Below are 25,735 nucleotides of genomic sequence, written 5' to 3'. Positions count from 1 at the left end.
CCATTCATAGAAGTCGGAATTCTTCGATCTCCTCTACGGCCGTTCGTTTGTTTAATGCATTCAAACATTGCTGCACGTATCGAGAGATCACCGACCCCAGACGGTAAGACCCCTCTTTGTAGGCCACATGAGTATTTGCCAAATCCCCCAGCACTCGCCTCGTATCGGCATCAAAGTCTGCTGCCAGATAGTCAACCACAAGCCGGTCAACAGCCGGGCGAAACGGTTCCATAAGATCGCAGGTCAAATTGAACTGGTTGTATTCATTCCGATGACATATACCCACTTGCGTTATGCACCCTCGCGCCGTTATCTCGCGATTAACGAGCGAGAGGAGAACCGCATACCCATAATTCAAAGCAGCGTTGGTAGGAATATCGTTCTCTCTGCTAAACTCCGGCCCAAAAAGTGCCGTAAAGTACAGCCGCGCAGCTTGAGCTTCGCGGTTGGTCGTGTCGCCAGAACGCACCTCGGGAACGATCTGACTCAACTGCTGGGCCTCCCTCTCGTAATCTCGTTCTTTCAAAAACCGTGCTTGCTCACGAATTTTGTCGCGAACCACCCGCTGCCAAACACGCTTCTTAATAGGCTCGCCCCATTCGAGCTGCTCCGCTATGCGCTTGCTGGTGTTATGGGCACCGTAAAGCGGCAGATACTGTCCCACAGGATTGCACTGAGAATCGCTTACGAGAAGCGATATCTTGTTCTTCGCAAGCTCCGCCATGAGGTAGGCGCTGATGTACACCTGCATGGTTTGCAGGACAATGGTCGATATCTCCGACAAATGCACTTTCGCCGTATCATCTTCCTTGCGTACGACGAGGTATCCACTCTTGTAGGAGAGCTTACTGGGACTTTCAATATAGACCGTCCTAAAGGCCAATGTGGGTCCGCCTCTCAAACATACCTGTCACTGATTGATCAATGAAGGTGATGCCGCCGCCCTTGGTCAAAATCGACCCATAAGATGGATGCATCTGCCCCGCAAACTTGCTTTTTCCGACAGCCCTCAAATCGGCGACATTCGCCTTGCCATTCCCTATTGCAACGAGCACTTTTATTACCGCCTTTTTCTCTTCGGGCAAGAGCTCTAAAAAAGTCTTCTCCCACTCGCTGACTCCCAAAGCACTCAATATTTTTGGAGAGTAGCAACGAAGCGATTTGAGCGTGCTCTCAAATAGTTCGTCCAGTTCTTTACTAGAAACCACACCAGCGTCGAAGACATCTTTCAAAAGCGCAGCTTCCTTTAGGCTAAAGGCGAATTGCACGGCATTACGAGCCTCTTGCCCCCCTGTAAGGTGCAATCTCGAACCATCGATTTCCATTAACTGATACTTGTAAACCTTCGGTCTAACCACTTCTACGAATACAAGCCCTTTGCCCTTCGCAAGCCCCCGCGCATGCTCGACTAAAGCTTCCGGTTTTTGTCCAACCGCCGATGCAACACTCACTGGCACAGGAGCGAATTCAAGAACCTCCTTTCCCTTCTTTTCCGCCTTGTAGATAAAGAAGTACGCAAACTGCTCGCGAGAATAACTGCCGTATTTCTCCGCGTCGAGTCCTTTCTTCAGGGGTAGCGTCATGTTTTTTCCAGTATCGCGAGGTGAATAGACCGTTGCATCCCAAAAAGCGCCGCTTGTTTCCTCCGGCATACGCGAAATGAAGCACTGCCGATAATTGAAATACCGCTTCAGTCGACCGATCTCACGCTCAGCAGACCAATCGTCTTGGAATAATTCCCCCGTCTCCTCGTCAAATCCCGATCTCATAAAGCTCGCCACCACAAATGAGGCCGACCCTGGCATCTTTCCGCGTTTCGCCTGGCTGCTCTCAGCCCTCACAAAATTGCGCACCACATGCGTATACCCAATGGGGTTCTCATACATGGCAGCATGGCGCTTCAAGATGAACCGACCCATTTCGGAGGCGAGCAACGCATCGTGCGCATGGTGAAAATCATTTGCCTCGCGGCACTTCACAAGCCCGATTTCATGACGCAATTCCGAAGATAGGGCAGCCTTTACCGGCATCACGCGAGTGTCGGGATACGCTTCCCTTAAAAGGTTCTGCACTACTTTCAGTATCTGAGAAGTCTCCACGAGCTGCCGCGCAATGAACCCCTTCATCTGCTGTTCCAAAATGCTATCTCGAAGCAAGTTACGATACTTCTTATCGCCGATGAGCTTCGCGTCATGCAGCGCACCCCAATAGGACCTCATTTTCCTGCGCACATCCTCGCTCAGCAAAAGCTGGTCGGACTTGCTTTGGTTCTCAGACGAAAGTACCAGCGCCTTGTTCTCAAAGCTATCGTCTTTGATATACGTCTGCGGAATAATATGATCCACTTGATATTCGGAAAGACGCTCAATTTCGAGGGGCTTTCCCGAGTAAAGAGATTTGCCGCCCTGCATAAAATACAACGTCAGCTTCTCGCTAAGATCCGCATTGGCTTTAGCGCAATCCGCCAGCTCTCGACTCACGTTTGAGCTCCACCATTCGGGCGCCTCCTGTTTAAGCGCTGCGAGTTTTTCTTTCAAATCATCGTAGCGTCGCTTCGTACGCGAACCTTTCTTTCGCGGGTCTTCGTCACGGGTAACCTCAATAAAAATGTTCGTCGGAGCATGTCCTGCAATACCCGCAATCTCATCCACGATGCTTAATGCTTGGTTCACGCTCCTGCGCAAAGCTGGCGAACCGGGAAGCTCCTCAAGCGACATTCCCACATCGGACATATGCTCCCTGTTTCGGGTATCGATGAGTTTTTCAAATCCCAAGTCATCATCATGGAGAATCTCCATGAGCACCATGGCGCGTGACGGCTTATCGCTGTTGGGGTTTCCCTCACGAAGCACATCCATTATCGAGCGCGGCCCGCAGTCCGTCTCTGCTTTCACTTCGCACAGCAATTTTTTCGAAAGCTTTCCCCATCCGGCAAAGCGCTTGCGCACGATCTTCTTAATCTGTTCATCGGTAAGACGGTCACCATAATTCCGCTTGAGTTTTTCGCGGAAAATGCTCCTATCCTCGAAGAGAGTGCTCCAGAGAATTATCTCCTCAATCATGGGGTAATCGGACACGGGAATCTCGTCAACGTTAAAAATGTCTTTCGCGAAAAAGATGTACGAGCTCATCTTCGACTCGAAGCCCGCCTCTCCCTGGCCGCCAAACACGTGGGGATTGCTTACGCCGCGCTTCCGGAGCCATTCTTCCATCTTTTTATAGGTCACACGGCCGCGCCTAAAGAGTTGTTCAACTGCTTCAGTGCGATCTTTGTAATCGAGCCGATGCTCTCGATCACCGTCCTGCGTTAACTTTGCCCCATTCAACTCGTTCAACACGCAGTACTCTTCATAGATTAACGAGCATTTGGGCAGCACCGGCTCGCCGTGCAGGTACGTGCAAGTGCTTGTCATTCGTTGGATGAAGGCCGTCGCACTACGATCTTTGTCGACAATCTCCTCCCAATTCCAGGGGTAGATTCGCTCGTCCTCCTTCCCTTCCTGCCGCTCAACCCAGGCGAAGCGAAGCTTACCATCTGCGGCCTTGCGCGCATTTTTCTTGGTAAGAGGACCCACGTAGTAAGGGATGCGGAACGAAACAAGCGACTCCAACTTCGCCCGCTCTTGCTTCAAGAACGGATAGAACTTCGCTTGGTTGTCGATTATGGCCCGCATTTCTTCCAGATGGAGTTGGAAGGGAATAGCGCCGTTATCGCTCGTTTTAAGCCTACGGAGAAACCTCTCCGAGCCAAACCGCTCCATCATGGCAAGATACCGAGGATCGTCTACTGCCGCAGTCCCCTTGAAAAGCGCCTCGACTTCCTTCTTGAAGTCCTCATACTTCGTCTTTCGAATCTCGTTGTAGCGTGTATAGCCCTTGATCTGGTCCTTCCCGTACTTGTCGTAAACATGCTTTTGGGGATGAAGGGACGTGGGAGCACAAAACGCTCCTCGGAAAAAGCCGTCATATTTCTCGGGGGCATATTGCTTGACGAGGGACTTCAGTAAGCGCAAATCCTCGCCATATCGATTGCAGTCTTCCACTTTGTTGGCCGAGATACCCTCACCGGGCTTACTGCTCAGGATTTCCTGCAGCACATACGAGGAATACACCGCCTGCATTGCCTCGAATAGCGCCCTTCCCTCGTCAGGCAGCACCATCTCAAAAGTTTCAACCTGCTCATCGTTCGATAGGTAAATGCCCGTTGCAACACCTTCAGGCGCCTCCTCGCCCACAAAGAAGATGTGAGCCATATCAGCCTTAAGGCCCACAAGCGCCGAGGCCAACGCCTTGGACAACCTCTTCGCCGCCGGTTTGTCGAGCAGGCCGCCCTCCTCAATACCTAGCTTGCCCGAAACCTTTTCTTGCAAGCCAGACTTCGATGATGCCGTGTCCCCCAAGATTGCGACTACATCATCAACTGCATTCTGCGCATCGCAAGGAACATCGAGGGCATCGCAGTAGCACTGTAACTCGTAGCAAAAACGATCGACCGAGTTTTTGACACTCGAATTTTGCGAGGTAAGCCCCTCGTTTTCTTGCTGCAAGAAATTGCCACGGTGCTTCACGATATTATGTAGGGCAAGATAGACGAGGCGAATATCTGCTCTCTCGTCAGTCTTCATCAGCCATTGGCGAAGATGGTAGACGGTCGGAAACTTCTTGTAATAATCCCTCTCGGACAATTCAGCCTGGGGAAAAATCATTCCAGCAAAATCAGCGAATTGTGGATCTCTGTCCTCCTTGAGTAAATGCGTTTGGCGCAACCGGGTAAAAAAATCGGGATCAACTGCGGAAACTTCTAGCTGGAACAGCGATTCAAGAAGATCCAGGCGCCAGCGGCGGCGAGCGTAGCGGCGACGTTGACCGCGATGCATGCGCGCCTCAGAAGCAGGCTCGGCACTGGGGAAAATGCGACTTCCCCACGTTGGCTTTCCCTTAAAATGAAGGAGGTTGCCGTCCTCGTCAGTTACCGACCATCCAACCGAACCGGTACCGATATCAAGCCCGATGTTGTATTCGCCCGCATTCCTCAAATTCATGGCTTTCCTTCCAAGCGCGTCTGTGCTAAAGTGCTTAGCGTCTTGATACCAGTCAAGATGTCACTGCGAGTCAAAATAAAGACTTAGTCTTAAATGCCTTCGGGCGCCGCGTAGGCGGCAATTTGACTCATCCAAGAGCCCTTCGGGGCTCTTTTTGTTTTCCTTGCACCTGGCGTTTCACAGTATAGGGGCTTTTATATGCAAGTCGATCAGTATTTCTCCAAGAACAGGTACGGCGCAATCGTATTACACTATGTGGGATAGTTTCGGTACACTTATCCATATTTTTTATTCCCGATTGCAGCCATCATCAACGCCAACCCGTGTTCGCTGGAATATCTATGCAGAGAAGCTGTAGCTGACGCAAAAAACGCCTGCCCGAAACGTTTGTCGCTTCAGGCGGGCGTCCTCCAGAAAAGAGCAGGTGAGCTAGCGCTCAGCTCGCAACCTCTTCACTTTCGCAGCGCAAACCCTTTCCCTACCGCCGCTCAATCGGCACATATGGTTTGGTACCGCGGACGGTGTTCTTGTAGGCGGGGCGGATGATGCGCTTGCCGGCGGCAATCTCCTCGAAGCGGTGCGCGGCCCAGCCGGCCATGCGGGCGCAGGCGAACAGCGGCGTGAACAAATCTTCCGGGATGCCCATCATGGAGTAGATGAAGCCCGAGTACATGTCCACGTTCGCGCACAGTTCCTTGGTGGAGCCCTTCTCGCGGGCGAACACCTCCGGCGTCAAACGCTCGATGGATTTCAGCAGGTTCAGCTCGGCCTCGTATTCGGTGCCAGCGGCCAGCTGCTCGGCGAAGCGCTTGCCGATAACCGCGCGCGGGTCGCTTAGCGTGTACACCGCGTGCCCCATGCCGTACACGAGCCCCGTGCCGTCGTAAGCCTGCTTGTTCACGATCTTCGCCAGATAGGCTGCCACCTCGTCGTCGTCTTCCCAGTTCTTCACGTTCTGCTTGATTTCCGCCTGCATGGCGCGCACCTGGTGGTTGGCGCCGCCGTGGCGATGGCCTTTCAGCGACCCGAAGGCCGCCGCATAGGTGGAATAGGGATCGGTGTCGGACGACGACAGCACGCGCGTGGTGAAGCTGGAGTTGTTGCCGCCGCCGTGCTCGGCGTGCAGGCACAGCATGATGTCCAGCATGCGCGCCTCCTCCGGCGTGAAAGCGCGGTCGGGGCGTAGCATGGAGAGGATGGTCTCGGCCGTGGACTGCCCCGGCACGAAGCGGTGCATGATCATGGAGTCGTGGTGGAACGCCGCGCGCTTGGCGTAGTAGGCCAGCACCATGATGCGCGGCAGGCGGCTGATGAGCGACAGCGCCGTGTGAATCTCGTGGCCGGGCGAGCGGTCCTCGGCGCACTCGTCGGCGGCGTACAGGCGCAGGATGGAGCGCGCCATCATGTTCATGAGGTCGGGCGAGGTGTCAACCATAAGGGTGCTGGCCGTGAATCCGTCGGGCAGCTCGCGCTGGGAATCGATCACTTCCACGAAGCGGTCGAGGCGCTCTCGGGTAGGCAGCTCGCCCATGAGCAGCAGGTAGGCCACCTCCTCGAAGGCGAAGCGGCGCGACGGGTCCAGGTCGCCCAGCAGGTCGTAGATGTCGTAACCGCGCAGGCGCAGCGAGCCCTCGGCCGGCATCTTCTCGCCGTCGGACACCACATAGCCGTGCACGTTAGACACGTTCGTCATGCCCGCCAGCACGCCCGTGCCGTCGGCATTGCGCAGGCCGCGCTTCACGTCGTGGGTGCGGTAATGCTCGGGGTCGATGGCGTTTACCTGGTAGAAGTTCTCATAGAGGCGCACGCGGAAGGCCTCGTCGTCGCTGATCTCAATGGGCTCGGTGCCGTCGATGTCGGCGTGGTTGTCCACGCGGATGACGGCCTCGTCAATTTCCATAGCCATAGGGGCTCCTCCCTCGAAAGCGGGCCTCTTGCGGTATTCGGCTATTGTACCGCGCCCCTGCCGCAGCCGCCGTGCCGCATCGGGGGCATCGCCACCCCCGCGGCGAACGGCGACGCTCGATTCGGGGCCATTCGCCCGCTCAGTCATGCACTTTCAAAAAAGTTGAAAATTGTCGTTGACAAGCCTTAGGGGTGATGGTTTAATAGTCGTTGCTGTTTTGAAGTGCGCCGTTACCTCAGCTGGATAGAGGGACTGACTACGAATCAGTACGTCGGGGGTTCGAATCCCTCACGGCGCACCACTTTTACCAGCAGAAACCGCTTCACGCGGTTATTTTTTTCTATAGGCCGGAATGAAAGGAACGCCGTGAAGGTTCGAAAATCGAAACCTCACAGTATGTAAGCTTCCGGCTTCTTCCTTCGTGGCAGTAGTCGGAAGAGACGACTGCTGTACGCGCATCTTCGCACGCTGACAAATCCGCTTCGCGCCCAAACCCGGCGCAGGCCCTGCCACCGCGATGCGCGCCCGCTGCACGGAGGAACAAGTATGCTCTATCTCTCTCAAATGATCGGCGAGCCGGTGGTTGATGCCACGGGCGAGCGCCTCGGCACCATATCTGACCTGGCTATTTCCACCGGCGAGGTCTTCCCGCGCATTACGAGCCTGGCCTTCCAAGGTCCCGGGCGCGTGCCCTTCATGATCTCGTGGCGCAAGTACGTGGACACCTTCGACGAGGACGGCATCACGCTGTCGGTGGACGCCCATGACATCCGCTTCAGCTACCTGCAGCCCGACGAGGTGCTGCTGGCCCGCGACCTCATGGATCGTCAGATCGTGGACACCCAGGGACTCAAGGTCGTGCGCGTGAACGACCTGAAGCTGTCGCAGTCGGGCACGCAGCTGCGCCTGCTCGGCGCCGAGGTGGGCGTGCGCGGCATTCTGCGCGGGCTGCACCCGCTGCTGGAGAAGGCCGTGGTGAACGTGGCGAAGCTCTTCCATAAGAAGGTGGACGAGCAGCTGATTGCCTGGAACTACATGGACCTTCTGGACCGCGACCTGTCCGAGGTGCAGCTATCGGTGACTCACCGCCGCCTGGACGAGCTGCATCCCGCCGACGTGGCCGACATCTTGGAGCAGCTGGACCCCCAGCAGCGCGCCAGCGTCTTCGCGCACCTGGACGACGCCCAGGCCACCGAGGCCATCTCCGAGATGGAGGACGAGTACCAGGCCGAGTTCATCGACGACTTGGATGATGCGCGGGCCGCCGAGCTCATCGGCAACATGGACCCAGACGACGCAGCCGACATCGTGCGTGACCTTCCCTACGAGAAGGCCGAGACGCTTCTGCGCCTCATGGGCGTGGAGGACGCCGCCGAGATTCGGCGCCTTCTGGGCTACAAGGACGGCACCGCCGGAGGCATGATGACAACCCAGTTCGTGGCCGTGCCGAGAACGGCCACCGTGGGCGATACCATCGAGGTACTGCGCGCGCTGCCCGAGGACCACCCCACCGTGCACTACGTGTACGTGACCGACGAGTACGGCAAGCTTTTAGGCGTGAACTCCCTGCGCACGCTGGTGCTCTTCAACGCCGACCGCCTCATGGGCGACATCATGTTCGACGACATCATCAGCTGCCTGCCCTCCGAGGAAGAGGAAGACGTGGCGGCCGACATCTTCAAGTACGATATTCCCGCCATGCCCGTGGTGGACGAGCACGGCACCCTGCTCGGCATCGTGACCACCGATGACGCCTGGGACGCCATCGAGGACGACGTGTCCAGCGACAAGACAAAGATGAGCGCGCTTTCCATCGCGGGCATCACCGTGGCGGTGCTCATAGGCCTGTTCCTGTACTCGATCATCTTGCTGCAGCTGGCCGGCACGCTGCATCTCGGCGGCCTGCACTACTAGGGGCTCGCCATGAACGCGAAGAAGACGAGCGGAAACCAGGGCATGCGCACCGTGCGCCCCAAGGCCTTCACCAAAGGCGAGGCCCACGACACCGTGCACCCCAGCGCCGAGCTGCGCGAGCGCAGCCTTGCCGCCGAGGAAATTGCCGAGACCGGCGTTCCCGAGGGCGAGCAGGTCGGCGTCAGCGCTGCGAAGAAGCCGTCGAAGCTGATGCTGCTTCTGGCCGCCATGGGCCCGGGCATTGTGACCGCCATGGCCGGCAACGACGCCGGCGGCATTTCCACCTACTCCACCGCCGGCGCCAACTTCGGCTTCGGCACCTTGTGGGTCATCCCCATCATGTGCGTGCTGCTGGCCGTGGTGGAGACTACGGCCGGGCGCATGGGCGCCGTTACGGGCAAGGGCTTCGCCGCGCTCATCCGCGAGCGCTTCGGCATCCGCATCGCTGCTTTCGCCATGTTGGCCCTGCTCGTGGGCAACGTGGCCACCACCTTCTCCGAGTTCGCCGGCATCGCCTCGGGCATGGAGATGTTTGGTGTGTCGAAGTACCTTTCCGTGCCTCTGGCGGCCCTGGGCGTGTGGCTTTTGGTGGTAGGCGGCTCCTACAAGCGGGTGCAGCGAGTGTTTCTCGGCCTGTCGCTCGTGTTTCTCACCTACGTGGTGGCGGCGTTTCTCGCCCAGCCGAACTGGGACGAGGCATTGCATGACACGGTGGTGCCCACGTTCGTCGGCGACGTGAGCTTCATCTCGCTGGTCATCGCCATGATCGGCACCACCATCGCCCCCTGGATGATGTTCTTTTCCCAGAGCAACGTCGTGGAGAAGGGCCTCACCCCCAAAGACTTGTTCTCCCAGAAGGCCGACGCCGTGTCTGGTACCATCGCCGCCTGCGTGGTGGCCTGGTTCATCATCGTCACCACCGGCGCGGTGCTCTTCCCCGCCGGCATCACCATTGACTCGGCCGCCGACGCCGCCGCGGCGCTCGCGCCCTTCGCGGGCCCCTATGCCGAGGCGCTCTTCGCCGTGGGCCTCATCGCCGCGTCGTTTCTGGCGGCCTGCGCTCTGCCGCTCACCACGGCCTTCGTCATCTGCGAGGCCTTCGGCTGGGAGGCGGGTGTCTCCTTCAAGTGGCGCGAGGCCCCCACGTTCAAGTCCATCTTCACCTTCGTTATCGCGTTTTCGGCGGTGGTCGTGCTCATCCCCGATGTCAACCTGCTCGGCATGATGCTCACGGCCCAGTTCGTCAACGGCGTGATCCTGCCCATTCTGCTGGCGCTTATGGCCATCATTTCCGCTGACAAGTACATCATGGGCGAATACCGTTCGGGACGCGTGTCGAAAGTGCTTTTGTGGGCCACCGTCGGCGTGGTGGCCGCCCTCACGGTGGCGCTGCTCGTAATGCAGGTAATGGGGCTGGCTTAAGCGCGCCGAATTCAACAGCGGGTTTACGTAAGCGAATCGGTGCGCTCATCGTTTGGTACATCCCTTGTATTTGGAGACCTAGGGGGACATACTGCAAGTGTCGGGAGGCAAAGAGAAGACCGCCCCCGGCACGCTTGCAGGTGACGCAACGTCGGCACGAGCCGTCCGTTCGCGTCGATGGAGCACCTGCTGCAGGCCTGCAGGCGTCGAAATGTAAGGAGGCTGCAGTGCAACTCAAAGCATCGACTGATTATGGACTGCGCGCCGTCTTGTACCTGGCCGCGCAGGGGCAAACCTGCTCGTCGAAAGATATCGCCCAGGACATGTCGATTCCCCGTGATTACCTCATTCAGCTCGCGCAGCTTTTGCGCAACGCCGGCATCATCGAGGCACGGCCCGGCAAGCATGGCGGATACCGTTTGGCCGACGAGCCCTCGAAGATCACGCTGTTGCAGGTTGTGAACGCCCTTGACGACGACGCCAAGGACACCACGCGCGCCCGCCGCAAGGACCGCGCCGGCGCTTCCATGGTTCAGGGCATCAAGCAAGCCTACGACCTGGTTCTTTCCGGCTACGACGCCTACTTCGACAGCATCACGCTGCAGATGCTGCTCGATGCCTCGCGCGATGGGAAGATGGGCAAGGAGTTTTTAGCCGGACGCCTTATCGCCGAGAGCCAGCGCTTGCTCGCCGAATCGGCGGCCGCGGCCTAAGAGGCGCATCCGCGCGCGGGCAGCTCAAGGCCGTCCCCGCGGCGGTTCACGCACGGGCGACGTCAGATCAGATCGCAAACGCAGAAGGGACCCCGAACAATCGGGGTCCCTTCGCTTGCTGATATCAGCAGGTTCGTTGTTGGCAGAACATGCCGAATCTGGCGCCTTATTCCGCAGCGGTCTTCGAAGCAGCCTTCTTCGCAGCCTCCATCTTCGCGAGCACCAGCACGGCCACCACGATGAGCACCACGCCGAGAGCCAAAGAGATCCAGGGGCTTTTCGTGAAGCCTGCGACGAGGTAGCCGATGAAGCACACGACCATGACCAGCGTGGCGTAGGGAATCTGCGTGGCCACGTGGCGCAGATGGTTGCACTTCGCACCCGCCGAGGACAGGATGGTGGTATCGGAGATGGGCGAGATGTGATCGCCGTACACTGCACCGGCCAGCGCCGAGCCCACGGCCACGAGGAACAGCGGGTCGGCCGCATCGAACACGCCGATGATGATGGGCAGGATGAGGGCGATGGTGCCCCAGCTGGTGCCCATGGAGAAGCCGATGAACGCCGCCACCAGGAAGATGACCGCCGGCAGGAAGTCGAGCCCTATGCCCAGGCCGTTCAGGAATCCGGACACGAACTCGCCGGTGCCGAGCAGGTAGCGGCAGCAGCCGCCGAGCGACCAGGCCAGCACCAGAATCATGATGGCGCCGATCATAGAGCGCACGCCCTCCGACATGGCCTCCACGAAACCGCCGAGGTTCATGAGCTTGCGCGGCAGGAACATAATGGCGGTGCATACCAGCGCCACGCACGCGCCGATGCACAGGCCCATGACCGGGTTCTCGCCCACAGCCGTGGCGAAGTCGACGCCGCTGAAGAAGCCGCCCATGTACATCATGCCCAGGATGGAGAACACGATGAGCACGAGAATGGGCACGACCAAATCCCAAATGGTGCCGCGCTCGGAGATGTTCAGGCCCTTATACTCCTCGATGGCGCCCGATGCGGCGTCGTCGATGTCGCCCTCCTCGGTGACCACCGTGGGGATGTTGGGCGCGCCTTCCAGATCGACCTGAGCCTTGTCGGCAATGCGCGCGAGAGACACGGCCTCAAGCGCCGAGCCCTCGGCGGGGATGCGGCCGTCGGCCTCGTCCTGGGCTGCCGCCATGGGGCCGAAGTCCTTGCCCAAGAACAGCATGAAGAAGACGAAGAAGATGGTGAGCAGGGCGTAGAAGTTATAGGGGATGGAGGCCACAAAGGTGTTGAAGCCGTCCTCGCCCATATAGCCGCCCACGGCCACGGCCCACGAGGACACCGGCGCGATGATGCAGACCGGGGCCGCCGTGGAGTCGATGATCCAGGCGAGCTTCTCGTGGCTGACGCGGAACTTGTCCGTCACGGGGCGCATGACCGCGCCCACGGTAAGGCAGTTGAAGTAGTCGTCCACGAAGATGATGATGCCGAGCATTGCCGTCAGGACGGACGCGGCGCGGGCGCTCTTCACGCGGGTGGTGACCCACTCGGCATAGGCACGGGAGCCACCGGCCGTGGCTATGACCACGGTGAGTGCCCCCAAGAGCGCAAGGAACAAGAGCAGCGCCCCGTTGCCGGCTATTTGCTCGGCCATCATTTGGGGCACCATGGTGAACGAGGCGATGAGCTGCTCGCCGCCGGCTCCATTCAGGGTGAACTGGTAAATAATCATGCCCGTGAACACGCCGATGGTCAGCGAGGAGTACACCTCCTTCGTGATGAGGGCGAGCGCCAGTGCCAGAATCGGCGGCACGATGGACCACAGCCCCGTGGCGATAAGTTCGAACCCTTCCATGACCTTCCTTCCTGAGGGGGCCGGGGGCATGACACGCGGAAAGCGCCTGTTCCCGCCTTCGGAGCGTAAAACTTGCAAGCGCTTCCAAGGTGCCCTGCTCCCGGCCTGCTGGTGTAAGACTCGTAAAGTATATCCGAGTTGGTCATGAAATCCCCTGCGAACGGGGATGTTTTGAGCGCATAAGCAAGAATGCCGAGCCCAAAGGCCCGGCATTCTTGCTTATGACAAGAGAAGTCCAGCGATGTGCCGCCCTACACGTCGGCAGCGGCTCCCGCGTTGGCGCTTTCCAGCATCTCCTGCTCCACCTCGCGATCGTACTCGCGGTCGATGGCGCTTTCGGGCGAAGGCGGCTTAATCTGGAAGGGCACCGCCGGGGTAAACAGGCTCACCGCCGGCACGATCACCAGCGAGATGATCATGCACAGCGCTCCGCAGTTGATGGGGCTCGCGATGAGCGGCACGCCGCCCGACAGCGCCAGGCCCATGTTCACAGCGGTGAGCCCCACGCCCACGGCGAACGAGCACCACACCGATGCCTTCGAGATGCGCCCGCTGTACAGACCCCACAGGAAGGGGCCGAGGAACGAGCCGGCCAGCGCGCCCCACGAGTAGCCCATGAGCTGGGCGATGAACACCACGCTGGAGTGGTACTGGAACAGCGCGATAACCGCCGAGATGGCGATGAACACCACGAGCAGGCCGCGCATCCACAACAGCTGCTTCTTCTCGGACATGTCCTTGATGAGGTTGCCCTTGATGAAGTCGATGGTCAGCGTGGACGACGAGGTCAGCACCAGCGACGACAGGGTGGACATGGAAGCGGACAGCACCAGCACGATAACCAGACCGATGAGCACATCGGGCAGGGTTGACAGCATGGTGGGGATGATGGAGTCGTATACCGGCGTGCCGTTGGCGGCGTACTCGATCTGGCCCTCGTAGAGGCGCCCGAAGCCGCCGAGGAAGTAGGAGCCGCCAGCCACCACGAAGGCGAAAATGGTGGAGATGATGGCGCCCTGCTTGATGGCCGGACCGGTCTTGATGGCGTAGAACTTCTGCACCATCTGCGGCAGGCCCCAGGTGCCCAGCGACGTAAGGATGACCACGCCGAGCAGGTTGAACAGGTCGGGGCCGAAGAAGCTGACGAAGGGCCCCTGCATAGCGCTTCCCTCGGCGGGAATCTGCGACAGCGACACGATGGCCTCGGAGAAGCCGCCGTTGTTCAGAATGACCGCCACGATGACGGCTATGATGCCCAAGAGCATAACGATGCCCTGGATGAAGTCGTTCATGACCGTGGCCATGTACCCGCCGAGCACCACGTAGATGCAGGTGACCACCGCCATACCGATGACGCACGCATCGTAGGGCAGCGCGAAGGCCATGCCGAACAGGCGCGACAGGCCGTTATACACGCTCGCGGTATACGGGATGAGGAACACGAAGATGATGGCCGCCGCCGCGATGCGCAGCGCGCGGGAATCGTAGCGCTTGCCGAAGAACTCGGGCATGGTGGAGGCCTTCAGGCGATGGGTCATCTCGCGGGTGCGCGGACCTAAGACCCACCAGGCGAGCAAGCTGCCCAGGATGGCGTTGCCGATACCAGCCCAGGTGGCCGAGATGCCGTACTTGAAGCCGAACTGGCCTGCGTAGCCAACGAACACCACGGCAGAGAAGTAGCTCGTGCCGTAGGCGAAGGCGCTCATCCACGGACCCACGCTGCGGCCACCCAGGATGAAGCCATCAACGGTGCCCGTGTGCCGGCGGCAGTAGATGCCCACGGCCACCGCCACGGCCACAAAGGCGATTACCAGGAGAATTTTCGCGATCATTTCCTTCTGCTTTCTCTCATCGTGCGGATACTTCCGACGGCTGCCCGGCCCTGCGGGTTCGCAGCCGTCTGGGAAGGGAAGCGCGCTCCCCTTCCGCCTTCGACCCTCGCCTCGAGAGCCGACACGCAAGGCGCACACGACTTTTCGCCTGCGGCTACAAAAAAATAGCCACGGGCGAAAACCCGTGTGCTATTGGTATCGAAACTCGAATTGGGGGAAGGTGACTCGCTGAGACTGCTGGGCCAAGTGCTGGCTGGCAACGGCACGGGCGGCCTCGGCGATACACTGCGCGGCCTTGTGGGCGCTCATGAGCGCGCAGGCCACGGCGTTGCAGAGAGACTGCTCGGCCCAGCGGGCGCTCATGACGGCACAAGCCGCCTCGCTGCGCGACTGCTGGGCGATATGCTGACTCGCCACGGCGAGCGCCGCGTCGTCCATCCCGCTTTTATGTCCCATAACGAACGTCATGGCGGACACTTTAGCACAATAAAGAGAGTTTGCGAGTCATATATTTGCCAAACTTGCGCCAGCCCGCCAGCCCAGCGGCAAGAAGGGGCGCGCTTTGCCGGGCCCACCATGCTTTCACGGTCGCACCCTCCGAGCCTGATCCGACGCGCTCTCTGCGCCACGGCCTCCGCCCTGCACTCCCCTCATTGCGCTCTCTGCGCTACGCTTTCCGCGCTGCGCTTCCCTCATTGCGCCCTCTGCGCTACGCTTTCTGCACTGCGCTTCCCAATCCTGAGATAGCTGCCATTGCGGGCCTCCAAGATTGGCGCGTTGCTATCGCAGCTTTGTCCAAATGCGAAATATTTGCCATCGCCTCCAGAATTCATGCCAAAAAGAAGGGGTATGGACACTGAGCGACTCTGAATCGTGTCCATACCCGCTTTATTTGGCAGAAACAAGGTTCCCGCATGTCCATATCCGCATTATTTGCCCAGTTTTCTCTGAGCTGCGGCAAATATGGCCGTTTTGGACTTCTCGCGACTCCAAGTCGCCGACTAGCGGTCCGCTCTGGCCTTCTCGCGACTCCATGCTACCGACTACCTGCTTGGGGCTTCGCGCGACTCCATGCATGATGCCAAAAGAGAAGCGAATGATTGCGGCTGTTCCATGTGCCCGTTATGTCCCGCGTTGGGGATGAGCGCCGTTTGGATAGCGTCAGAAATGAACGTTGTCCGAAGCCCGGCTTCCGATACCCTATGGGTGACGGCGGCATATTTCTCATCCAGGGAACCGGCGACATAGAGAACGGCGACGTCGCGCTCCTGAAGTCGGGCGAGAGCGGCGAGGGTCTCGGACTCAAGTGACTGGTGGTGTGCGCCCCAGGCCTCGAGGCTGTGGGCCAGTTCATCGGCGCTATAGGTCGTGCGTTCTGCGCGCAAAGCGGCACGAGCCTCCGGGGAAAGGGACTGCTGCGAGGCGAACAGCGGCAGGGTTTCCCACCAGTCCATGAAGGATTCCACGCCCTCATCGCGAAGGCGCTGCGCCCAGGCAGCATTGCGGTCGACCAGAGAGGCACGTTCCGCCTCGTCGCGGGGGCCAAGCCCGGCGCTTTCCAGAACGAGACCCGCCAGGGGCAGCGGGGCGGCGGGGCTTTGACGCTCGTCGCTCGTCGCCTCGCAGCCGTGGCGCACCAGCGTCTCAGCAGCAATGCGGCCGCCCATGGAGTAGCCGACGAGCACGGGCGCGCCCTCAACCTCGGCGACTTTTTCAACCGCCTCAGCTACATAGCTGCATAGCTCGGGAAGCGTTCGGTCCGCCTGGCGGTACAAGTCAATCGCATACGTGCGATGCCCGCGTTCCCGCAAAACACTCGCCACCGTGTCCCAGGTAGCGGGCGTCTGTGCGAAGCCATGCAGAAAGATGCAGGGGGCTAAGGCTTCGGCACGTCGTTTTGACTCCACAGCTCGCACCTCTTTCGAAACACTCCGTCCACTCTTAAGGCTCTCGCAGTCGGGCGAATCCCCGCTGTGGCGCAAAACGCCTCGCGGCACCCGCGGGACAATCCGCCACTTCCAAGCACGATCCCCATTAACGCTGGTAGGGCGCGTAGCGGTCGCGGACGCCGCGCAGGGGCAGGGCGATCTCGATGAGGCTGATGCCCGGCGTGCCGAGGAAGCGCTCGTAGGCGCTGCGGAAGGCGCCCACCGTGTGCACGCTGGCCGAGGGGATGCCGAAGGCGGCGGCGGCTTCCGTGAAGCGCACGTCCTGGGGCGCGAGGAACAGGCGATCGAAATAAGGGTCGTCGGACGCCTGAGGCAGCATGTCGAAGATGGCGCCGCCGTTGTTGTTCAGAAGCACAATGACGAGCGACGGAGCCTCGCCGTCGGCGTGCTGCAGCAGCATCTCGCGCTGCAGCGCCAGGCCATTCAGGTCGTGAAGCATGGTGAAGTCGCCCGTGAGGAACGTCGTTTGGGTGAAATGTTGGGAAACGCCGACCGCAGTAGAAACCACGCCGTCGATGCCGTTCTGGCCGCGGTTCGCCATAAGGGCCAGGGGTTTTCCGTCCTTCACGTAGAAAGTGTCCAGAGCGCGGATGCTCATGGAGTTCGCCGAGAACAGGCACGAGCCTTCCGGAGCGAGCTCGAGCAGCGAGCGCACGTAGGCGCCTTCGACGGCCTCGGAATCGTGAGCCGTGACGCCGTCCCATTCCACGGCGAGAATGCGCAGGCGCGCCTCGTCGTTGGCCGCCACCCAAGATTCGGCGAAACGGCGCTGGGCCTTGCGACCTTCAGCGTGCCAGCCGCTGCGGATGAACCCGAGAGGCGTGGTGCCCACGAACACGTCGGTAGCGGCATTGAAATCGCGGGTTTCGGCGGCATCCACGACAAGGGAAATCGGGCGCGTGCGCTCTAGCAGCGCGCAGGCGCTCTTCGAAATGGGATATCGGCCGAAGCGGATGACCACCTCGGGCACGGGGCAATCGAGCCGCGCGCAAAGGTTGTCGTAATTGTCGATGATGAGCGGGTCGTCGATGGAGCGCAGACCCGAAAGCGGGTCGGCGAGCACCGGCAGCGACAACTTGCGGGCCCAGGCGAGCACCTCTTCGGCCTCGGCCACCGTTTCGCAGGTGCCCTCGCCGGCCACCACCACGGTCGGACGCTTCCAAAGCAGGCGCTCGATGGCTTCCACATTGGCTGCGGAGATGGTGCCGTCGGGGCCGATCAGCGGACCGAGGTCCAGCGCAAGGCCGTCTTTGGCGGCGGCGCTCACGTTGCGCGCGCCCAAGGCGAAGCAATCGCGGGCGGCACGCTGCATAGCCTGCAGGTCGGCGCCCGCGAAATCGGGCTTGAGCGGGGCGTCGAAGGGGAAGTTCACGTGCACGGGGCCGGCCAGATGCATGCAGGCGCGAGACGCCACCTGCACGGTCGGGTCGTAGTTCACGATGTCGCCGGCCTCGTTGTAGAAGACGGGCTGGGAGGATGCGGCGCCCTTTCCTGCGGCGGCGTCCGCGAAATCGTCGGCACCATCGGAATCGTTCCGCGCAGAAGGCGCGGGCAACACCACCGTGGCTGAAGGGTCCATGGGCAGCGCAACGGTGGCATCGGGGTCGGCCGGAACGGCTGCGTGCTTGCCGATCGGGGCCGCGACGGCCGCGACTCCCGTCCCTTTCCGACCGCCGTTTCCGGCGCTTCCGCGGGCGCTTTCCTTCACGGAAGCTGGCTCCTCGTAGGGAGCCACCGAGGCTGTGGGGCCCATGGCAGCAAGCACCGCCTCGCGAGCAGCCTGGCGGACAAAGGCAATATCGCGATCGCGGCCGCGCGGCGTGGGCATGGCGCGGAAAGAACGCACATGATCGCCGTAGGCTTTCAGCTGGTCGGTGGTCTGCGGCGCGCCAAGGCCCTGCAGCTGCGGGGGACGGTCGCCGGACAGCACGATAAGCGGCACGCGTGAGGTTTCCGCTTCGATAACCGCCGGATAGTAATTCGCCAATGCCGTGCCCGAGGTGCATACAAGCGCCACCGGACGCCCGCTCGCCTTCGCCAGGCCCAGGCCGAGAAAGGCCGCGCCGCGCTCGTCGATATCCACATAAACGCGCAGATCTTGCGGGCGGCGTTGCTCAAGCTCGTAGGCCGCCATGGCCAGAGCCGTGGAACGAGAGCCGGGGCTCACCACCACCTCGCGCACGCCCCAGCGCACCAGTTCATCGAAAAAAGCCGCCACAAACAGCGCCGTATCCTGCTGATGAGTCGTCTTGAAGGGCATCGGAACTTCCTTTCACGAAGATATCGCATCCATGATAGCGCGACGGCATGGCGCAAACCGCACTTTTGCATACTCTGCTCCCCGAAAAACCGAAGTTGAGGGCACTTCTGCATGGTTTGGGAGCAGAAGACCATACTTTTGCATGGTTTTCGGAAAGCGGGCGAGGGCCGGCGACGCAAACCCTAGACCCGCGCCGGCAGGTCGAACGCGGGTATTACGCGCCGAAAGCAGAGAGAATGGTGCGCAGCTTCAGGTCGATCTCGTCGTATTCGGCTTGCACGTCGCTTTCGCCGACGATGCCGCAGCCGCCATAGACGTAGCCCATCTCGCCATCGAAGACGCCGGTGCGCAGGGCCACGGAGAATTCGCCATCGCCGGCACCGTCCACAAAGCCGCAGGCCCCCGCGTAAAAGCCCCGATTGTAGGTCTCGATGGAGCGCAGGAGCATCTTCGCCTCGCCCACGGGCGTTCCGGCCACGGCGGGCGTGGGATGCAGGTCCTCCATCAGCTCGGACAGCGTCACGCCGGCCAGCGCGCGGGCCCGGGCGGGCGTGTAGAGGTGCTGCACATGGGCAAGCGTCATGATGCCCGGCACCGCAGGCACATCCACGTCGTAGCAAACGCGGTCGAGCACGCCGCGGATGAGCTGCACCACGTAATCGTGCTCGGCGCGGTTCTTGCCGTCGGCCACGAGTTCCTCGGCCAACACCGTCGACGCTTCGGGCGTGGCGCCCGCCGGACACGTGCCAGCCAGGCACATGGATTCCACGACGTCGCCCCGCTTGCGTACTAGAAGCTCGGGCGTGCAGCCGCAGAAGAACACATCGGCGTAGCGATACAGGAGCACCGTGCCGCGCGCGTCGCCGTCGATGAGGTTCACGAGCAGGTCCTTCGAAGAGAAGGGGTGCTCCGCCACCAGGCGCTTGCGGCGCGACAGCACGACCTTGCTCACGCGCCCAGCCTCAATGGCGCCTAGAGCCGCCTCCATGGCCACGCCCCAAGCCTCGCGGGAATCGGGCTCGAGCGTAAACGGAATCGTCACCGCCTGGCGATGCGGGGCGGCGGCCACCATGCGCACGAAACGCTCCACGCGGCCGGGATACACCGGACCCAGCGAGTTCACCTGCAGAAAGCGTCCACGCTCGTTCTCGATGAGCACGATTTCCGGCAGCATGAAACGCAAGCGCGGAAACGACGCCATGAGTTCGTCAGCCGGGGCCGGGTTGGTGGCATCGAAACGATTGAACGAGAAAAACACCGGCGGCTGGTCGGCCTCGCCGGCAGCCGCCGTCGTCGCGCCGCAATCCACATCAGCGCTCGCGGCCGGCGCCTCTCCGCCCCCTGCCGCAACTTCATGCAGCGGGCTGCCTTCGCCGTACTCGTATTCCACATCGCGCAAGCTGGGCAGCGCAATGCAGCGGCCCAGGCCCAGATAGCGCGTCGGATGCTGCTTGTCGTAGTACACGAACTGGTCGGTGAACCCCTTCTGCAGCCAGCAGAACGCATCCACCACATCAGCCTCAATGGGCACATTGCACGTGTAAATTCGGGTCATGCTCCGCCTCGCTCGCCTCGCTTACTTTCGCGGAAGCATTTTACCATTCGGCCTAAGCGGGTTATCGGGAATGCCCGACGCGCGATCTGACGAGGGGGCAGACGTCAAAGCGCGTCGATGGCCCCGCCGGGGAGGCTGGCGGGGCCATCGACGCGCTTCGGCAGACAAGCGGTATCGCATCGGGGCGGATGGAAGGCGATGCCGGAGGCGAACTGCCCTCCGCCCCCACCGATAGGTTCGCCCTACTTGGCCGCGCGGCGCTCGACCTTCATCTCATGCCAGGCGTTGTGAGCGGCAATCAGGTCCTCTGGCGGCTCGTAGAGCTCCGACTCGGGCTTCTGGGCGAGCTTGATGGCGCCCGTCTTGCACTCGAACACGCATCGGCCGCAGCCCATGCACCCGAAAAGATCCTCGGGCACCGACACCTTTCCATCGGCCAGGCTGAGCACGTTGAACCCGCAGGCACCGACGCACTTCCCGCAGCCGACGCAAGCGTCCCCGTCCTTCACGACGACATGGTAGTTGCCCCAGTGCTTCCCCGCAGGCTGGGTGAAGCGACCGGCGATCTTCATCATGGCACAACCGCAGGCACAGCAGCTGCAGATGTTCTCCGCGTTCTTCGAATTGGTGATCTGGATAACGCGCCCGTCCTCCTCTCCCGACAAAAGAATCGACCGAGCCTCCTCCCGCGATATGGCACGCCCCATCTCGTTCTCAACGTAGAAATCAGCCATGTCGTCGGTAATGATGCAGGTCTCGCGGGGATGGTTGCATCCCTTGTCTCCGTGCATATCGCGGCAGACGCAAACGGCCACGGCGAAGCGGTCGTGGCGCGCCAGCACCTCCTCGATGTCGTCGTAGGGCAGCACCTTGTTGTCGATCACCATTTCCTTGCGGAAGGGGACGCTGCGGTACATGGGCATCGTGGCGCCGAGTCCCTCGCCGTACTTGGAAAGACCCGCGTAGGCACCCATGTAGGGCAGGTAGCTCTTGTCGGGATTACCCGCGCCCTGGAACTCGATGAGGCCGAACGCGAAGGGAAACTGGCAGTACTCGTAGCAGCCCTCGCCCGCCTCGGTGCGACGTCGGAATATGAGCCCCCGCTTGCTCATATCGTAGAGCTTTTCCGAAGCCCACTTCTCGTCGCTGCCGTTTTTGGCCGCGAACTGCGCCGGCGTCTGGTACTCGCGCGGGATCATGTCGGCGAACACCTTGGCATCTTCTTCGGTGAATATCTTCTTCAGCCCCATTCGCTCGATGCCGAGAAACGAGGGGAAGCCCGTGGACACGTTATCGAGCGCCTCGACGAGCCGTTTGTACTGGTTGACCCTTGCCATTCACATCACTCCTATCTTCTCGATGACCAGCTCGGTTCCTGAAACAACCGTCACACTCGCCCCGGGGTGCTCATCGCATGTGGGGGCGCCCTCGTCGAAGTCGTAGTCGTAGCGGCGGCCGCACACGTCGCACCGAAAGCGCAGGGGCACCATCTCCATCGTCACCTCGACTCCTTCGGCCAGGGTGCCGCGCGCGAAGAAGTCGAAGTACTTCTGCAGCAGGGACGCGTGGATGTCGCGCATCTCGCCGATGCGCAGGTCGATGGACACAACCCTGGCAGCCCCCTCTTCTCGCGCGCGCTCGCACACGGCGTCGAGGATGCTCGTCACAACCGCCATCTCATGCACAGGCTCTCCTTGCCTCGAACATCGGGTCGCCGCCTTCGGCAAGCGCAAGGCGGCATCTTGGGTCGCCGGCCCCGAGGGAGGGGAACCCGGGGCGGCGACCCGCTCTAGAAAGGCGGTGCGACCGCAGCCGCACCGCCACAGGGAATGGCGCTTAGCCGCAGATGGTCTTGGCGGCCTGGTAGGCCGTGCCGCAGCTCATGGCCACGCCGCCGCCCGGGTTGCGGCAATCGCCGTAGGTGGCGTCGCCACCGAGACCGCCGATGGTGCATCCGGCTGCGTACAGACCGGCAATGGGCTGGGCCCGCTCGTCGAGCACCTGCATGCCGGGGTTCACCGTCAGGCCGCACATGGTGCCCAGCACGGTGCCACCCACCTTCATGCCGTAGAACGGCGGGTCCTGCACCTTGTTCAGCCACTCCGGCGCATAGCTGTACAGCTCGTCCACGCCGGAGTCGCACATCGCGTTCCAGTTCTCCACCGCCTCGGCCAGCACGTCGGGCGCAAATCCCAGACCCTCGGCAAGCTCCTCGATGGTGTCGGCCTCGATGAGCCAGCCGCCGTCGATGGCCTCCTGCATGCCGATGGTATAGTCCTCGTCGGTCATGCCGCCGATGCGCTCCACGTTATCCCCGGCCTCGGCCCAACGCTCGCGCGTAATGGGGTTGCGGCAGATCAGCTGGTTGGTGCCTTCCTCGTTCCAGCGCTTGATGATCTCGTCGTAATGGGAGTCGGCCACCACGTAGCTGCACGCGCCGGGGTTCTGCATGTGAATGCCCGCCTGCTTCGTAAAGCCGAGGGTGGTCACCGGGTAGTAGGGCACGCGATCGCCCTTGATGTTCACCAGCATCCACGGCTGGCGGGCGAACTGCACGTCGCCCTTGTACAGGTACCGGCCCCAGCTGCCGCAATCCACGCCGCCATCGAAAATGAAGGCGGAGTCGTAACCCGAGATGACGCCGCCCGCGCCGAGGCCCATGCGGATGCCGTCGCCGGTATCCGAGGTGGCGGTGGTGGAATTCATGCAGCGATGCGCCACGTGCGGGCAGTACTCGCGCATAAGGTCCTCGTTGAAGGTCATGCCGCCCGTGGCGAGAATCACGCCATCGCCCGCGCGGACCGCTCCAACCTCGCCCTCGGCCTGAACGCCCACGATGGCGCCGTTATCGGCGATGAGCGCCGTGGCGGGGGTGTTGAAGTGGAAGATGACGCCCTTTTCGACGCAGTAGTCGTACACAGCCTCGAAGGCGTCGTAGTTGGCGCGGGCGACGATGCCGCCAGCCTCAGACCCCTCCGGGCACACGCCGGCCAGATAACCCGCCGGGCCCTCCTGGGTCACCGGACCCCACGGAACACCGATCTCGGCCATGAAGTCGACCGAATCGGGAATGCACTGCACGAGCGTGTCCAGCATGGGCTGCACGGCGGCGCAAGCGCGCGGGCCCTCCTCGCCGGTGGGCAGCTCCCCGGTATCGCCTCCGTTGGGCTTAGTGTAGAACGTGCTCTTCCACTGGGCGCGCAGCATCTGCGGGTCGAGGGACCCGAACTGGGCGAATTGAGCGGCGGCCTCAGTCTGGCCCGCAGCCTCCATCTGCTCGGCGAGGGCGTTGTAGATAGCCTGCTGGGTTTGGGTTCCCATAACCGAGAAGATGTCCGTTTCCTTGGAGCTGCCACCCCACGATGCCGACTTCTCCAGCACGACGACCTTCTTGCCGACGCTCGCCGCGTAGGCGGCGCCCACCAAGCCGCCGCCGGTGCCGACGACCACGACGTCCGCCTCCTCGTCCCACGCATCCGGAACTGCCGCCGGCTCGATGGGATCGGCCTCGCTCGTTGCCGTGGCGGCAAGCTCCGCATTCCCCGAAGCGGCCCCGTCGGCCGCCGGCGAGCACCCCGCCACGGTGACCAGGCCCGCTGCGCCCAGCGCGCCCGCGCCGGCGAGTCCCAAAAATCCGCGACGGCTCAATGATGTTGACTTTGACATGAGTTCTTTCCTCCTTTTTGCCTGTACCGAAGCTCCCTTCCCTCGGCAAGGAGCCGGAATGCCGGCGAGCGGCTCGCCGCCCGCCGGCACGGAGGATTGAACTGCACCGCCCGCTCTCGCGCCATACCTAGGAGGCGGGATTTGCCACGTTCGGGGCCCTCCCCCTAATGGGGGAGGCGCTGGTCGGCGGCCTCGTCCTCGGTGCGCTTTCCCGTTTCTATGAGTGTGGTCATCTCCCGCAGGCTGTGAACGCCCAGCTTCTCGTAGATGTGCTTGATGTGGGTCTTCACCGTCTCGCCGGACACCACCAGCTCCTCGGCAATGCGAGCCCGGCTCAGGCCCTGGGCCAAAAGGAGCATCACCTCGGCCTCGCGGTCGGTCAGGCCGCAGCGGCCGGCCACCTCTCGGCAGCGGCGCTGCAGGCGCTCCAAGGGAGTCTCGCGCTCCATGTACGAGTGGATGCCCAAGGCGCTCGCATCCATGGCCCGCGGCGGCATAAGCATGGCGGACAGAAGAAGCTGCAGGCACACGATGAGGGAGACTGCGGCAAGGGCGCGCGTCGTCGGCCCGAACGCCGCCACCACCGCTCCGCCCACGATAGACGCCACGACCACCCCGGCGCCAAGGGCCCGAGAGCCCGCGGCCATCAGGCTCATAGGCCCCACCGGCAGCTTCTCAATCATCTGAACGGGCATGAAGGCAAAGGCGAACACCTGCACGGCCCAAGCGCAGCCCATGACAAAGACAGCGGCATCGGGCCAGGAGGGCCACAGAACGGGAAGAGCGAGAAAAGCCGCCGCCGAGACAAACGTCGCGGTGCGCAAGAGCATACCGAAGGAGTACTCGCGACTTCGGGCCACCGTGCGCGTCACCACCATAAGCGCGGCGCTCGCCGCGAGAAAGCCCAGGCACGTGCAGAGTGCCGTCATGGAATTGGGAACGGCGAAGACGACCACCCACGTTCCGCCCAGGGACACGCCGAACGACCCGATGATAAGCAAGGTGGGAGCGGGCATGTTGACCCGCCCCTTGGGATACGAGCGCTCCTGCAGCTGAGCTGACAGCGGGGAGGCGCACCATCGCAGCAAGACCACATCGGCAACGGGGAGTACCGCCATCGCCGCTACAACCGCCCCACTCGATGCGACAGCGAGGGCGCCGAGGCAAAGCGCAAGCACGGCCGAGAAGCCCAACGCAGCTGTAAGAGAGGTGCCGAAATGGCGCACGTAAGGCGAGAGCAGGGCGAACAGCTCCATCCACGCGGCAAGGAGAATGCACACGCCCACCCCGCGCAGAGCCGCACCGAGCGTCAGAACGACATCCACTGCCAGCCGCTCGCCGCTGAAGAGCTCAGCTGCGCCGACAAGGACAATGCCACCCTCGATCAACAGGAGCGTCGCAATGGTGCCAGGACCGCTTTCAGCCGCCAAGCGAAGCCCCGACCGCCCGCGCGCTCCAAGGATCCCCATTGACGCGATGAAGAAGACCGCGAACACCGCCTGATCGACCCAGCCCCCAATACCCGTGGTCAGAAGCCCCAACGATACGAGCACCTCCACAGCGGAGGAAAGCGGCGAGCACGCCAGGACGATGCCGAAGCCCGCGCAGGCTGCGGCCATGATCTTCCGTACGTCGATATCCCCCACAA

General features: G+C 61.6%; 16 protein-coding genes and 1 tRNA gene. 4 read left to right on the top strand and 13 right to left on the bottom strand.

Annotated elements, in window-relative coordinates; translation table 11 throughout:
* Window positions 1-4: 4 nt before the first annotated feature.
* The 3 genes from cas1 to VJ923_RS10845 form a co-directional block, all read right to left on the bottom strand.
* On the bottom strand, window positions 5-883 hold the full coding sequence (gene cas1 / locus VJ923_RS10855; protein WP_326441374.1) for a type II CRISPR-associated endonuclease Cas1: 879 nt from the start codon (window positions 881-883) through the stop codon (window positions 5-7).
* Window positions 873-5,042, bottom strand: coding sequence for a type II CRISPR RNA-guided endonuclease Cas9 (gene cas9 / locus VJ923_RS10850; RefSeq protein WP_326441372.1), 4,170 nt, complete (start codon window positions 5,040-5,042; stop codon window positions 873-875). Before cas9 ends, cas1 begins: the two co-directional genes overlap by 11 nt.
* Window positions 5,043-5,520: 478 nt before the next feature.
* A complete protein-coding gene (locus VJ923_RS10845; protein WP_326441370.1) occupies window positions 5,521-6,948 on the bottom strand; it encodes a citrate/2-methylcitrate synthase in 1,428 nt (475 codons plus the stop codon).
* Between the two features lie 224 nt (window positions 6,949-7,172).
* Here VJ923_RS10845 and VJ923_RS10840 point away from each other — a divergent pair.
* The 4 genes from VJ923_RS10840 (at window position 7,173) to VJ923_RS10825 (ending at window position 10,997) form a co-directional block, all read left to right on the top strand.
* Window positions 7,173-7,249, top strand: a tRNA-Arg gene (locus VJ923_RS10840).
* Between the two features lie 245 nt (window positions 7,250-7,494).
* Window positions 7,495-8,862, top strand: a complete 1,368-nt coding sequence (locus tag VJ923_RS10835; protein WP_326441368.1) for a magnesium transporter — start codon at window positions 7,495-7,497, stop codon at window positions 8,860-8,862.
* A gap of 9 nt (window positions 8,863-8,871) precedes the next feature.
* Window positions 8,872-10,284 (top strand): NRAMP family divalent metal transporter, encoded by a 1,413-nt coding sequence (locus VJ923_RS10830; protein WP_326441366.1) that lies wholly within the window; start codon window positions 8,872-8,874, stop codon window positions 10,282-10,284.
* Between the two features lie 227 nt (window positions 10,285-10,511).
* Complete coding sequence (locus VJ923_RS10825; RefSeq protein ID WP_326441364.1) at window positions 10,512-10,997, top strand: Rrf2 family transcriptional regulator; 486 nt, start codon at window positions 10,512-10,514, stop codon at window positions 10,995-10,997.
* 166 nt (window positions 10,998-11,163) lie between these two features.
* On the opposite strand, the gene VJ923_RS10820 is transcribed toward VJ923_RS10825, so the two are convergent.
* The 10 genes from VJ923_RS10820 to VJ923_RS10775 form a co-directional block, all read right to left on the bottom strand.
* Complete coding sequence (locus tag VJ923_RS10820; protein ID WP_326441362.1) at window positions 11,164-12,825, bottom strand: Na+/H+ antiporter NhaC family protein; 1,662 nt, start codon at window positions 12,823-12,825, stop codon at window positions 11,164-11,166.
* Window positions 12,826-13,076: 251 nt separating this feature from the next.
* Complete coding sequence (locus VJ923_RS10815) at window positions 13,077-14,657, bottom strand: sodium:solute symporter family protein (RefSeq protein WP_326441360.1); 1,581 nt, start codon at window positions 14,655-14,657, stop codon at window positions 13,077-13,079.
* Window positions 14,658-14,846: 189 nt separating this feature from the next.
* A complete protein-coding gene (locus VJ923_RS10810) occupies window positions 14,847-15,125 on the bottom strand; it encodes a hypothetical protein (RefSeq protein ID WP_326441358.1) in 279 nt (92 codons plus the stop codon).
* A 575-nt stretch (window positions 15,126-15,700) separates the two neighbouring features.
* Entirely contained in the window at window positions 15,701-16,564 is an 864-nt protein-coding gene (locus VJ923_RS10805) for an alpha/beta fold hydrolase (RefSeq protein WP_326441357.1), read from the bottom strand.
* Window positions 16,565-16,691: 127 nt separating this feature from the next.
* Entirely contained in the window at window positions 16,692-18,866 is a 2,175-nt protein-coding gene (menD, locus tag VJ923_RS10800) for a 2-succinyl-5-enolpyruvyl-6-hydroxy-3-cyclohexene-1-carboxylate synthase (protein ID WP_326441355.1), read from the bottom strand.
* A gap of 214 nt (window positions 18,867-19,080) precedes the next feature.
* Window positions 19,081-20,421, bottom strand: coding sequence for an isochorismate synthase (locus tag VJ923_RS10795; protein WP_326441353.1), 1,341 nt, complete (start codon window positions 20,419-20,421; stop codon window positions 19,081-19,083).
* A 242-nt stretch (window positions 20,422-20,663) separates the two neighbouring features.
* Window positions 20,664-21,758 (bottom strand): 4Fe-4S binding protein, encoded by a 1,095-nt coding sequence (locus VJ923_RS10790; RefSeq protein ID WP_326441351.1) that lies wholly within the window; start codon window positions 21,756-21,758, stop codon window positions 20,664-20,666.
* Window positions 21,759-22,097, bottom strand: a complete 339-nt coding sequence (locus tag VJ923_RS10785; protein ID WP_326441393.1) for a hydrogenase maturation nickel metallochaperone HypA — start codon at window positions 22,095-22,097, stop codon at window positions 21,759-21,761.
* 160 nt (window positions 22,098-22,257) lie between these two features.
* The gene (locus VJ923_RS10780; RefSeq protein ID WP_326441349.1) at window positions 22,258-24,087 is read right to left on the bottom strand and encodes an FAD-binding protein; all 1,830 of its coding nucleotides are present in this window, start codon (window positions 24,085-24,087) and stop codon (window positions 22,258-22,260) included.
* A 164-nt stretch (window positions 24,088-24,251) separates the two neighbouring features.
* Window positions 24,252-25,733, bottom strand: coding sequence for a helix-turn-helix transcriptional regulator (locus tag VJ923_RS10775; protein ID WP_326441347.1), 1,482 nt, complete (start codon window positions 25,731-25,733; stop codon window positions 24,252-24,254).
* Between the last annotated feature and the right edge of the window lie 2 nt (window positions 25,734-25,735).

The sequence above is a fragment of the Adlercreutzia shanghongiae genome (assembly GCF_035830635.1).
GTDB lineage: Bacteria > Actinomycetota > Coriobacteriia > Coriobacteriales > Eggerthellaceae > Adlercreutzia > Adlercreutzia shanghongiae.
The sequence above is the reverse complement of the archived record's forward strand: the minus strand, read 5'-3'. Positions and strand labels throughout refer to the sequence as shown.

Bases quoted from the DNA above. Each gene is read 5' to 3' on its own strand.
- VJ923_RS10835 (WP_326441368.1), top strand. From the start codon at position 7,495: ATGCTCTATCTCTCTCAAATGATCGGCGAGCCGGTGGTTGATGCCACG.
- VJ923_RS10790 (WP_326441351.1), bottom strand. From the start codon at position 21,758: ATGGCAAGGGTCAACCAGTACAAACGGCTCGTCGAGGCGCTCGATAAC.
- VJ923_RS10845 (WP_326441370.1), bottom strand. From the start codon at position 6,948: ATGGCTATGGAAATTGACGAGGCCGTCATCCGCGTGGACAACCACGCC.
- menD (WP_326441355.1), bottom strand. From the start codon at position 18,866: ATGCCCTTCAAGACGACTCATCAGCAGGATACGGCGCTGTTTGTGGCG.
- VJ923_RS10830 (WP_326441366.1), top strand. From the start codon at position 8,872: ATGAACGCGAAGAAGACGAGCGGAAACCAGGGCATGCGCACCGTGCGC.
- VJ923_RS10810 (WP_326441358.1), bottom strand. From the start codon at position 15,125: ATGACGTTCGTTATGGGACATAAAAGCGGGATGGACGACGCGGCGCTC.
- VJ923_RS10815 (WP_326441360.1), bottom strand. From the start codon at position 14,657: ATGATCGCGAAAATTCTCCTGGTAATCGCCTTTGTGGCCGTGGCGGTG.
- VJ923_RS10780 (WP_326441349.1), bottom strand. From the start codon at position 24,087: ATGTCAAAGTCAACATCATTGAGCCGTCGCGGATTTTTGGGACTCGCC.
- VJ923_RS10820 (WP_326441362.1), bottom strand. From the start codon at position 12,825: ATGGAAGGGTTCGAACTTATCGCCACGGGGCTGTGGTCCATCGTGCCG.
- VJ923_RS10785 (WP_326441393.1), bottom strand. From the start codon at position 22,097: ATGGCGGTTGTGACGAGCATCCTCGACGCCGTGTGCGAGCGCGCGCGA.
- VJ923_RS10795 (WP_326441353.1), bottom strand. From the start codon at position 20,421: ATGACCCGAATTTACACGTGCAATGTGCCCATTGAGGCTGATGTGGTG.
- cas9 (WP_326441372.1), bottom strand. From the start codon at position 5,042: ATGAATTTGAGGAATGCGGGCGAATACAACATCGGGCTTGATATCGGT.